At 57.4% G+C, this 10,330-nt stretch carries 18 protein-coding genes and 2 pseudogenes; all 20 read left to right on the forward strand.

Annotation, left to right across the window (positions count from 1 at the left end; all coding sequences use genetic code 11):
* Positions 1–14: 14 nt before the first annotated feature.
* The 20 genes and pseudogenes from IV01_RS00440 (at position 15) to IV01_RS00375 (ending at position 10,324) form a co-directional block, all read left to right on the forward strand.
* On the forward strand, positions 15–386 hold the full coding sequence (locus IV01_RS00440) for a hypothetical protein (RefSeq protein ID WP_050508098.1): 372 nt from the start codon (positions 15–17) through the stop codon (positions 384–386).
* Positions 383–802: a phage protein NinX family protein gene (locus tag IV01_RS00435; RefSeq protein ID WP_032631964.1), complete on the forward strand. Its 420-nt coding sequence runs from the start codon at positions 383–385 to the stop codon at positions 800–802. Before IV01_RS00440 ends, IV01_RS00435 begins: the two co-directional genes overlap by 4 nt.
* Positions 795–1,607, forward strand: coding sequence for a hypothetical protein (locus IV01_RS00430; RefSeq protein WP_032631965.1), 813 nt, complete (start codon positions 795–797; stop codon positions 1,605–1,607). The genes IV01_RS00435 and IV01_RS00430 overlap by 8 nt, the downstream gene beginning before the upstream one ends.
* A complete protein-coding gene (locus IV01_RS00425; RefSeq protein ID WP_032631966.1) occupies positions 1,597–2,055 on the forward strand; it encodes a hypothetical protein in 459 nt (152 codons plus the stop codon). Before IV01_RS00430 ends, IV01_RS00425 begins: the two co-directional genes overlap by 11 nt.
* 94 nt (positions 2,056–2,149) lie before the next feature.
* Positions 2,150–2,326, forward strand: a complete 177-nt coding sequence (locus tag IV01_RS26805) for a hypothetical protein (protein WP_154232302.1) — start codon at positions 2,150–2,152, stop codon at positions 2,324–2,326.
* The gene (locus IV01_RS00420; protein ID WP_032631967.1) at positions 2,323–2,523 is read left to right on the forward strand and encodes a hypothetical protein; all 201 of its coding nucleotides are present in this window, start codon (positions 2,323–2,325) and stop codon (positions 2,521–2,523) included. Before IV01_RS26805 ends, IV01_RS00420 begins: the two co-directional genes overlap by 4 nt.
* A pseudogene (locus IV01_RS27260) lies at positions 2,508–2,855 on the forward strand (HNH endonuclease signature motif containing protein); the annotation flags it as partial. The gene IV01_RS00420 and the pseudogene IV01_RS27260, both read left to right, overlap by 16 nt.
* Before the next feature lie 231 nt (positions 2,856–3,086).
* Positions 3,087–3,707: pseudogene (locus tag IV01_RS0125730) on the forward strand (recombination protein NinG); the annotation flags it as partial.
* The gene (locus tag IV01_RS00415; protein ID WP_032631968.1) at positions 3,704–3,967 is read left to right on the forward strand and encodes a hypothetical protein; all 264 of its coding nucleotides are present in this window, start codon (positions 3,704–3,706) and stop codon (positions 3,965–3,967) included. The pseudogene IV01_RS0125730 and the gene IV01_RS00415, both read left to right, overlap by 4 nt.
* Positions 3,964–4,512 (forward strand): hypothetical protein, encoded by a 549-nt coding sequence (locus IV01_RS00410; protein WP_032631969.1) that lies wholly within the window; start codon positions 3,964–3,966, stop codon positions 4,510–4,512. The genes IV01_RS00415 and IV01_RS00410 overlap by 4 nt, the downstream gene beginning before the upstream one ends.
* Before the next feature lie 268 nt (positions 4,513–4,780).
* The gene (locus IV01_RS00405) at positions 4,781–5,104 is read left to right on the forward strand and encodes a phage holin, lambda family (RefSeq protein WP_032631970.1); all 324 of its coding nucleotides are present in this window, start codon (positions 4,781–4,783) and stop codon (positions 5,102–5,104) included.
* Positions 5,101–5,478, forward strand: coding sequence for a hypothetical protein (locus IV01_RS00400; RefSeq protein WP_032631971.1), 378 nt, complete (start codon positions 5,101–5,103; stop codon positions 5,476–5,478). Before IV01_RS00405 ends, IV01_RS00400 begins: the two co-directional genes overlap by 4 nt.
* Positions 5,450–5,629 (forward strand): hypothetical protein, encoded by a 180-nt coding sequence (locus IV01_RS0125735; RefSeq protein WP_032631972.1) that lies wholly within the window; start codon positions 5,450–5,452, stop codon positions 5,627–5,629. Before IV01_RS00400 ends, IV01_RS0125735 begins: the two co-directional genes overlap by 29 nt.
* Before the next feature lie 50 nt (positions 5,630–5,679).
* Complete coding sequence (locus IV01_RS26010; protein WP_050508101.1) at positions 5,680–6,126, forward strand: hypothetical protein; 447 nt, start codon at positions 5,680–5,682, stop codon at positions 6,124–6,126.
* A gap of 3 nt (positions 6,127–6,129) precedes the next feature.
* The gene (locus IV01_RS00395; protein WP_032631974.1) at positions 6,130–6,375 is read left to right on the forward strand and encodes a hypothetical protein; all 246 of its coding nucleotides are present in this window, start codon (positions 6,130–6,132) and stop codon (positions 6,373–6,375) included.
* A complete protein-coding gene (locus IV01_RS27265; protein ID WP_267872311.1) occupies positions 6,369–6,503 on the forward strand; it encodes a hypothetical protein in 135 nt (44 codons plus the stop codon). The genes IV01_RS00395 and IV01_RS27265 overlap by 7 nt, the downstream gene beginning before the upstream one ends.
* Positions 6,504–6,573: 70 nt before the next feature.
* Positions 6,574–7,053, forward strand: coding sequence for an HGGxSTG domain-containing protein (locus IV01_RS00390; RefSeq protein ID WP_229636180.1), 480 nt, complete (start codon positions 6,574–6,576; stop codon positions 7,051–7,053).
* Positions 7,016–8,296: a terminase large subunit domain-containing protein gene (locus IV01_RS00385; protein ID WP_032631976.1), complete on the forward strand. Its 1,281-nt coding sequence runs from the start codon at positions 7,016–7,018 to the stop codon at positions 8,294–8,296. Before IV01_RS00390 ends, IV01_RS00385 begins: the two co-directional genes overlap by 38 nt.
* The gene (locus tag IV01_RS00380) at positions 8,293–10,095 is read left to right on the forward strand and encodes an anti-CBASS protein Acb1 family protein (protein WP_050508103.1); all 1,803 of its coding nucleotides are present in this window, start codon (positions 8,293–8,295) and stop codon (positions 10,093–10,095) included. Before IV01_RS00385 ends, IV01_RS00380 begins: the two co-directional genes overlap by 4 nt.
* Before the next feature lies 1 nt (position 10,096).
* Positions 10,097–10,324 (forward strand): DUF7681 family protein, encoded by a 228-nt coding sequence (locus IV01_RS00375; protein ID WP_032631978.1) that lies wholly within the window; start codon positions 10,097–10,099, stop codon positions 10,322–10,324.
* Positions 10,325–10,330: the final 6 nt, after the last annotated feature.

Raw genomic sequence — 10,330 nt, forward strand, 5'->3', positions numbered from 1 at the left:
CGGGGAGTGGGGCGATGAGTGATTTGAAAATAGCGGTAAACGACCAAACACGCCTCACGATCAATCAGCAGCGGGTTCTGGACGAGCTTCGCAAGATTGGACGGGAGAGCCTTTACCGCTATCGCGAGCAGTCGCCGTATCTGTTCAGCGAGGACTGCAAAAAGGTTTCCGCTGGCGATGAGTATTGCGTGTTCGGCATGGGTGGACTCAGTTGGTGGGTTAGCGCTCGACTGGATCTTAAAACGCCTTCCGTTCTCGGAATCTTCAAGGCGCTGGAATCCAAAGGATTGGTTCTGCGCGAAACCCGAAACCCAAAGTACAAGCGCCCGTTGTACTGGTGGCCGGTTGGATTAGCCGCAGAACTGGCTACGGAGGTGTCGCAATGAGCGAATTCGTGGAAGTGAAAACGGCTGAGCTGGCTGGCGCTGCGCTTGACTGGTCTGTGGCTCAGATCGACGAAGTGAAGACCATCATGCTTTCACCGAAAGGCGCGGAGCCCAAGAAGCCGTTTGCGCTGTTTGGCTCCCTGGCCCTGCCAATTGGTGATGGCGAGCAAGGATATGCGCCTTCAACTTGCTGGCACTGCGGCGGGCCGCTGCTGACCAAGTTCAACATCGACATCACTGTCGAGTACAAAGGCCTGTTCTACGCCAGCGTCTGCGATGAATTCGGCATGCCAGTCATGCCCGGTGATGTGAATGGCGCATTCGGTCCAACCCACCTCATCGCAGCCTGCCGCGCCATCGTCGCCTCTGTACTCGGCGAGACAGTGAGCGTGCCTAAGGAGCTTTGCCATGAGTGATTATTCGAAGTTGAAGGAGCTCGCCGAGGCTGCCGGTGGCGTTCACTGGGAGTGGTGGACAAGTAATTCCACCTTGCGCCTGACCAGCGAGAAAGAGGGCCGTCACGGTTCTGACGGGGACGCGATCAGCGCCTACCAAGGCAATGTTGAGTGCCCTGAAAAGTACCGTGCGTTCATTGAGGTGGCCAGCCCGGCCGCGGTCATGCAGTTGACCTCCGAGCTTAGCCGAGCCACAGCCGATAAGGACCGAGCCGAGGAAGAGTGCGGCTGGCACCTTGAGCGTGTCTGTCAGCTTGACGCTGATATTGACCTGCTCAAGGCTGAGAACGAACGGCTCCGCGAAGCGCATGAGCAGGTCTGCACAAATTACAACCGGGCCAGCTATGCGTCCGAAGAGCGAGGCAAGCAGATCGACCAGCTCAAGGCTAAGTGCGAAGGGCTGCGCGAGAAGGTCGCATGTGTGGACGATTTATCAGCACTGGTTCGCCAATTAGTCCACCGCCTGCGGAAAGCCGCGCCGGACAACGATCTTCCCGGAAAAGCTATGGACTACTTGAAGCGAAAAGGGCTGCAAGGTAGCCCGCTGCGCTCTGGCTCAGCGGGAGTCGATCCAGTCATCGACACCCCCAATAACGCCATCAAGTGGACTGCTGAAGACGAGGCAGGTTCGAAGGTCGTATACGAGCAGTGGGCAAACCTCTATGAGTACGTGCCTTGGGTAGAGGGCGGCAACTCCCTGAAGCAAGACGAGGCTCGCCGCCTGTATGCCGCCATCGAAGGGAAGGTTTACTGCTATGGCCGATAAAATCCGCCTCAACTCCCTGTCCGAACTATCAGCAGTCAGTGCCGCGATCCGCGCAAAGGGCTTCCCTTGCAATGTGACCATCACTGGTGCGGGCCGAAGCCTTCCCCAGAACGCCCTTTTCCATAAGTGGTGCGAGTGCGCTGCCCAGTTCTTCGTGAGCATGGGCAAGACGACCTTCGCCACGGGTGCCGCGATGAACATGGAAAACATGAAGCGGAACCTGAAGCAGACGTTCCTCGGGGAAGTCGCCGTTCAGGACATCAACCTGAAGACAGGCGAAATCACAGAGCGGTATGAGCTCAAGCACACCAGCGGCCTGGAGAAGGGCGAAATGCATCTGTTCATGACCTGCATCGACATGTGGGCGAACGAGCACGGCATCTACCTCCCGCACCCCGAGGACAGTGAGTACATGAAGATGCGCTGCAACATGGGAGAGGCCGCATGAAGACCCTAATCAGGCTCACCAAAAACTTCACCACCTTCATGGCAAAAGCCTATGAGCGTCCAGAGCTGTGCATTGAGTTTCAGGGAGGCTGGGTATGACTGATTCACCGAAAGGAAAACCCTGCCCAGATTGCGGCGAACCCATGGTCAGCATGCCAAGCCTCAACCTTCGCCAGTGCGCCACAGGCTGCAAGGAGAAGTTCGACTGGAAGCTGGACGAGGGGCAGAAGTCGCTGCTCGGCAATTCGCGGGATAAGGGGCTGCAGTCATGAACGGCTACGTCATCAAGCTCAATCCCCGCACAGCCAACTCCCTGCACGTCTACCGCCCAGGTGAGAGCGCTCCGGCGTTCATGGTTTCGTCTGAGGATGAAGCGAACCGACTGATCAAGGTTGATCGTGCCAATCCAGAGCCCCTGAACCGCTGTGTGGATTGCGTAAAGGAGGAATGCCCATGCTTGCCGGTGTGAAGGTGCGGAGTCTGGTTTCCGAGAAAGACACTGCCCATCAAGGGCCCCCGATTATCACGGCCGATGAGGCGAGGGAGATTCTTGACTACGATCCGGAAACAGGGGTGTTCCGATGGAAGAATCACACCGCGTCTAAGGCTGTGAGAGGTGCGATTGCCGGTAATGGGCAAGGTATTGGCTATATCAGGATCAGAATCCACAAACGTTCTTACCTGGCCCATCGTCTTGCATGGCTGATCATGACGGGGAGCTGGCCAGAGATGGGCATAGACCACATAAACGGCGAGCAGGACTGCAATTCATGGAAAAACCTTCGCGCTGTAACGCAGCAAGAAAACCAGAGGAATACGGCTATTGGGGCAACCAATACCAGTGGGCACATAGGGGTTTCTTGGAGCAAAACGTACGGCAAATGGGTTGCTGGAATACGGGTTGACGGCAAAACAATATTCCTTGGTCATTTTTCAGAAATAGAAGAAGCGGTCGCTGCCAGAAAGGCTGGAGAAAAAAAGTACGGATTTCATGCCAATCATGGCCGAGCGCCTTTTGCTCCGAAGAAAACAAAAAGCAAAAAATGCCGCGTGGCTTCGTGTGGGGTCTCATTCGTCCCTGCGCGGCTGGGTCAGGCGGTGTGCAGTCCTGAATGCGGGCTCCAGGATGCGCTGGCGAAGCGGGAAAAGGAGCGCAAGTCGCTTGAGCTGATCGGACGACGAGAAATTAAAGTTCGTCGTGAGGCGCTGAAGACTCGAAGCGAATTCGTGCAAGACGCTGAAAAGGCAGTCAGGGACTACCGGCGCACCTACGAGCTTTCCATCGGCAGCTGCTGCATCAGCTGTAGCAAAAGCCAGGCAGAGATCCAGGCTGCGCAGGGCTGGAAGACTGGCGGGTGTTTCGATGCCGGTCATTTCCTCGGAAAGGGTGCCCGGCCGGAATTGCGCATGGTTCCGGAAAATATTTGGCTCCAGTGCAAAAGCTGTAATGCGGGCTCATCCAAGTACGCCCGCAAGGGGCTGACCGTATCGCAAGGGTTCCGCACTGGGCTGATCGCGCGCATTGGGCTCGAAGCAGTCGAGGCGTTGGAAGCTGACCACGAACCGCGCAAGCATACGATTGATGAGTTGAAAGCCATCACGGCGACCTACCGGGCAATGACAAGAGAATTGAAACGGGGAGAGGCGGCATGAATCAGATTGCGCAAATTACCGGACCTGCAAGCCAGGTGAAAAGCGGCTGGCTCAAGCCGATGTTTCCATTCTCGATGAAGGCGCACCTCTTCGAGCAGGAATTCTCCTTACCTGACGGCAATGGCGGCCACTCCTATGCGTGGAAGGCCGAATGCGGGGTTGAGGCATTCAGCACTGTTCAGGCTCCGATGTTCGAAGCTGGCAGCTGGACCCGCTGCAAGAAGTGCGAAAAGCAATTTGCCTTGAGGAGTGCAGCATGACCTATCGCAACGTGGTATCAGCAGTAGTCCGGGCCTTGGCCGCCGAAACGATCAACTCTGCCGGGGGTAACGACTTCGAGCCGAGGGTGCAGTGCGCCAAGCAGAAGGGGGAGATCGTCGGGAAGGAAGCGGCGTTTCTTCAGGATTGCTGGGTGAACAGCCGTTTACGCAAAAGCCTTTCGAATGCTCACTGGCTGGCGTTGGTTGCCCAATACTCGACACACGCCGAGCGCAAGCATGAGGCGATCATCGTCATCGCCAAGGCGATCAAGTCACCCGCGCCGGAGCGTTTCCGTCATGCGGCAGTGGTTACCTGGGCGCTGCCGAAGCTTCCTGGCGTTGAGGGTAAGCGCTCCACCAATGTTCTGCCGTCGGCATGGTACTGCATGGACAATTGGCTGGATGAGCCGACAGCGGAACGAACCCAATATCGGTGGAAGGCTGGGATCTGCAAGGAGCTGAAAGGGCTGGTGGATTCGGCGCTGTCCGAGGCTCAAACCATCCTTGATTCGGAAGGTTTAATCGAGAGCAACATTGCCGCTTGACGAATAGTGGCAGAGTGGCATAGATTACTACCTATCTTGTCCTTCTTGCGTGTAAAGACTGACAACAAACAACCCTGCCTTCGAGCGGGGTTTTTTGCGTCCCCAGTTTCCCCAATCCCTCGGAACCTCTGCATGCAAGTTCAGCGAGGGCCTCATTAGCGACTCGACATCGCTTTGCCCGCTAACGTGGCGGGCCCTTTATTCCTGATGCTCCTTTGGCCGTACCCCACGGTCCTTTTAATTCATCCCCCGAAAGGGAGGACACCGGATGCCGACCATGCCTGAAAAGCCAGATACATGGGCCGCGCTCTGGGTAGCCCTTTCGAATCCACTGTGGCAGGGCGCGATCATGGCGATTCTCATCTCATGCCTGCGCGTTCTGTACGACGCCAAAGAGACCAGCAAGAGCCGCATCGTTATCGAAGCGCTCATCTGTGGTGGTCTGGCTCTGTCTGCAAGTAGCGTCATTGAGTGGATGGAGTGGCCATCAAACCTGTCTGTCGCTGCCGGAGGGACTATTGGGTTCCTGGGTGTGACGGCGATCAGGGAGATGGTGACTCGCTTCCTGGGTCGCAAGGTGGATGCCGCATGAAGGCGCTCGCACTAGCAATCATCATCGTCATGGTCTGCCTGCTGTTGGTTGGCATGCAGCGATACCAAGTGCTCGCCCTCCGCACTGAGGTGCAGGTAGAGACCAAGGGCAAGAACGACGCCATCAAGGCGAATCAGGAAAGCCAGCTGACCATCACCACCCTGCGGGATGAGGCCAAGCGTAACGCGACCTACACCGCAGACCTGGCCAAGCGCATCAAGGCCAGCGAAGACAAAGCCAAACAGGCGAGGAAGGAATTTGAAACTCTCAAGCGCAACAGCAAGCCTGTTCGTGATTGGGCTGCTCAGCCTCTTCCTGACGGCCTGCGCGGCAAAGCCCCTGGTAGTGACAAAGACAAGCGCCCTAAGAATTGAAGCGCCCGAGCTGGTGCCGTGTGAGCGGGTAGAGGATGAAGACCTCACCGACAACGGCCAGCTTTGGGAGCTGAAGAATCAGGCCATCAAGCTGCTCGACACCTGCGCCGATCAAGTGGACGCGCAGATCGTTCGCAGCAAGAGCAAATAATCCGCGCCACGATTTCAGATGCGCCGTTTCGTGGCGCGAGGTGATACCAAATGCGCTTAACCCTTTCGCTCAATGCCGAAACTCAGAAGCTCGGCAGAAAGATGATCAAGAAACTGATTGGCGTGCTAGGTGGATCGTATACGCCTGTTCTCATCGCCGAGGATATGCAAGTCATCTCTACCAGTGGCGGCGTTCGCATTGACTCGGAATACGACCTCAGAGAGCTGCCTGTCGATGATCCGGCCGGCCTTGCGTACTGGGAGAAGCAGCTTGGCATGGGTGCCGTCAATGAAGACGCCTTGCAGGGATGCGTGACGGGCTTCGCTATCGACCCGCTTGAGTCGGCGATCAATAACACAGCGGCGCTTCTCGCTGATGAAGTGGAGCGTATGCATGAGCGAGCAGAATCTGGGCGGCCGGCCGGAAGGTTGGCTGAAGTGTTTGGGCAGCACCTCGACAAGCTCCTAGCGATCCAGCTAGAGCGAGTCAGGGAGTAGGGTATGAAGCTAATTCTAAAGCGTGTGGGTGAAGACTCGCGCCAGTACCAGCCCATCACCAGCCATCACAACCCGGAGCAGCTACCAGACAGTCGACCGTTCGCGCTTTGCACCGAGAATGGTCAGCAGTTGCCCGGACAGCAAACCACGTCGATGACCAGTGATGGCGACGGCATGGTCAAGCTGACTGTGGTTTTCCGGGTTGACGGTACTCAGGTGCTGGTTGAAGGCGATACCGCGCCATGCTGAAACGAAATTGGTACGTCACAACCCCCGGCTACAAACCCTTCCCCATGATCCTGCTCAGTCAGGCGATGGACCATGTATCGGCACTGGCTTTTGCGAGGTCGATCTGGTCGGAATGCACTGTTGAATGATCATTGAATGACGTTCGAATGCATTGAATGAATCGTTATGCGAAATCCAACCCCATGAATGAGGCTTCCAATGGCCCTATGCGGCGCATCAAAGCGCGGCAACGGGGAACCATGCAAGCGTCACGCGATACCGGGTTCCTCTCGCTGCAAGCTCCACGGCGGCAAGAGTACCGGGCCAAAGGATCAGCGGGGCAACAAGAACGCTGCCAGGCCCGGATCGATTTATAGCCAATTCCTTACAGAGGAAGAGCAGGCCGACTTCAATGCCGCCCAGCTCGATCAGATTGACGATGAGCTGAGGCTGACAAAGGTCCTGTTGGGTCGGGTGCTGCTCGCTGCTGGTGATGGGCATGACCTGCTGGCCGACAGATACCTGGGCCGCATAGAGTCGCTGACCAAAACCAAAGAGGAATTGATCAGTAAGCGCCTTCTGAACGAGAAGCTGCGCCGCGAACTTGAAGACCCTAATCAGGGTCTGCCTGAACCGAAACAAGTAATCATCGGGGTGGAAGATGCGTCCTGTCCTGATGCTGAACAAGCCGCAGTTTGAGTTCATCAAGTCGCATAACAAGTTCATGGCGTTCGTTGGTGGCTACCGTAGCGGCAAGACGTTCGTTGGTTGCGTGCGCATGTGCATTAATGCGCTGGAGTTCCCTGGTATCCCGCAAGGCTACTTCGCACCGACCTACCCGCAGATCACTGACATCTTCTACGACACCATGCCTGGAGTTGCTGAGGCGTTCGGCCTGTTCGCTGACATCGTAGCCAGCAACAAGCGTGTGTACCTTCGAGACAACAAAGGGCGCTGCCTGAGCACCATTGTGTGCAAGAGCATGGAGCACCCGCACCGCATCGTCGGCTTCAACATCGCGCACGCACTGGTCGATGAGATCGATTGTATGCCGATCAAGAAGGCCGACAGCGCCTGGAAGAAGATCATTGCGCGGATGTCCACGGTCTGGCCTGGGCGCGATCAGAACACCATCGACGTGACGACAACGCCAGAGGGGTTTAATTGGGTCTACCGCAAGTTCGTCAAGGAGCTGGCCGCCGATCCATCTCAACGTGAGTTCTACGGCATCGTGCACGCCTCAACGCGTCAGAATGCCAAGAACTTGCCAAAGGACTACATACCATCCCTGCGCAAAACGTACCCGGCCAATCTGGTGGATGCGTACATCGACGGCCTGTTCGTCAACCTGACATCGGGCAGCGTGTATCCCAACTTCGACCGGCGACTGTGCCACACGAACGAGACGATACGGCCTGATGAGCAGTTGCACGTCGGCATGGACTTCAACATCAACCGGATGGCGGCAACGATTCACGTCATCCGCAACGGGCTGCCGCTGCTGCTTGAAGAGGCGACCGGCCTGTTCGATACCCCGGCCATGATCGTCGAACTCAAACGACGCTTCCCTGGCCGCAGCATTACGGTCTATCCGGATGCTAGCGGCAAGAACCGAAAGTCGGTAAACGGCAGCGAATCCGATCACAGCCTGCTCCGCGCCGCTGGTTTCATGGTGATGGTCAACCCATCCAACCCAATGGTTCGCGACCGGGTGCTGGCCGTGAACGCCATGTTCCTGAATGGCGAGGGCCAGCGCAGATACCTGGTCAACACCGATAACTGCCCGATCACCACCCAGGTGCTGGAGCAGCAGGCATACGCCGAGAACGGCGAACCCAACAAAGACGGCACTGAAGACCCTATCGACGCATTGGGCTACTTCATTGTCCAGCGCTTCCCGATTGCGGGCGGCTACACCCTCGCAAACGTGAGCCCATCATGAGCGTATTCACCTACATCAAAGACAGCCTGATGAACCTTACGGCTGGCCTGGGTACTGATCGCGATAAGGCTGCTCATTCGTCCTACGGCACGCCGTTGATGGACGATAAGCAGCTGATCAACGCCTATCGCGGCTCATGGGCTGCGCGCAAGGGCGTGACCATTCCGGCGATCGATGCGTGCCGTAACTGGCGCAGCTGGCAGGCCGACAACAAGCAGATCGAGCTGATTGAGGCTGAAGAGATCCGCCTGGATGTGAACGGCAAGATACTTGAGGCCCTGATTAAGGCTCGACTGTTCGGCGGCGCAGCGGTATTCATCGGCACTGGTGACAAAGACACTCACATGCCGATCCGGCCTGATGCCATCGCCAAGGGCGGAGTCAAGTACCTAACGGTGATGACCCGCCGCCAGCTTTCGGCTACAGAAGTCGAGCAGGACCCGCAGAGCCCGCGATTCGGCAAGCCAAAAGCCTACCGGCTTCCTGGCTCCATGATGGAGATTCACCCGTCACGGCTGGTTATCTTCGTTGGTGCCGAACATCCAGACCCGGAACTGGCCGACGGCCTTCAGTTCGGCTGGGGAGATTCGGTGCTGCTGACCGCTATGTCCGCCGTGAAGCACTACGACGAGACGATGGCCAACGTCGTGAGCCTGGTATACGAGGCCAAGATCGACGTAATCAACATCCCGAACCTGATGACCGGCCTTCAGGACAAGAATTACGAGCGCCTGCTGCTGGAGCGCCTGCGTTTGGCAGCGATCGCCAAGGGCATCAACGGGACGCTGATCCTCGATAGTCAGGAGACACACAGTTCCAAGTCGGCGAGCTTCGCCACGCTGCCGGATGTGATCGCCAAGACGGAGCAGGGCGTGGCGGGTGCGTTCGACGTTCCTGGCTCGCGCATGTTCGGCACGTCCTCTGGCGGCCTGAACTCGAACGGCGAAGAAAACACCCGCAACTACTACGACAACGTCGCATCACGCCAGAAGCTGGAGATCAAGCCAGCCATGAGCGTGCTCGATGAGTGCCTGATTCGCTCGGCCCTTGGCGGTCGGCCTCCGGAGATCCACTACTCATGGGCTCCGCTCTGGCAGCCCACGGCGAAAGAGCGGGCCGACATCGGCAAGACGACCGCCGACACGATCAAGACCCTCAGCGACACGAAGCTTTTCCACTCCGACGCGCTTAGCCAGTCAGCAGCAAACCTGCTGGTCGAGATGAGCATCCTTCCCGGGCTTGAGGCGGCGCTGGAAGAGTTCGGTACAGAGGCGCAGGAAGAAGAGGGTGAAGAAGGCGGCTTGCCGAACAGAAAAGCACTGGCCGATGCCGCACCGCGCTCACTGTACGTATCTCGGAAGGTAACCAACGGTGCAGAAATCGTGGCCTGGGCGAAGTCTCAAGGCTTCACCTCAACCCTTCCCGCCGATGATCTTCACGTCACCATCGCCTACAGCCGGAACCCAGTTGACTGGATGAAGGTAGGTGATTGCTGGGCAGGGGATAGCAAGGGCCTGGTCAAGGTTGCGCCCGGCGGTGCAAGGCTGCTCGACAAGTTCGGCGAAGGCGCAGTGGTCCTGCTGTTCAACAGTTCGGAACTGGCATGGCGGCACATGTCGATCATTGAGGCTGGCGCTTCTTGGGATTGGCCTGAATACCAGCCGCACATCACATTCACCTACGAGCCGGGCAGCGTAGACCTGAGCAAGGTTGACCCGTATCGCGGTGCTATTGAGTTTGGCCCTGAGATATTCGAAGAGCTAAACACCGACTGGAAATCCAGCATTCAGGAGTCATGACATGGAAACCTTCATCCAGCCAAAAATCACGGGCTACCGCCAGCTTAGCGAAGAAGATGCCGCGCTCATGAATGAAATCAAGGCGCACGGCGTTGCCCTTGGCGAGCTGGTTGATCGGCTCAGCTCCCGATCTGACCTCAATCAGCGCTGGCTAGACATTGGCACAACTGATTTGCAAACCGGCCTCATGGCTCTCACCCGAGCAGTGGCCAAGCCGTCCACCTTCTAACTGCTG

Source organism: Pseudomonas syringae (assembly GCF_000737245.1).
GTDB classification, from domain to species: Bacteria; Pseudomonadota; Gammaproteobacteria; order Pseudomonadales; family Pseudomonadaceae; genus Aquipseudomonas; species Aquipseudomonas syringae_J.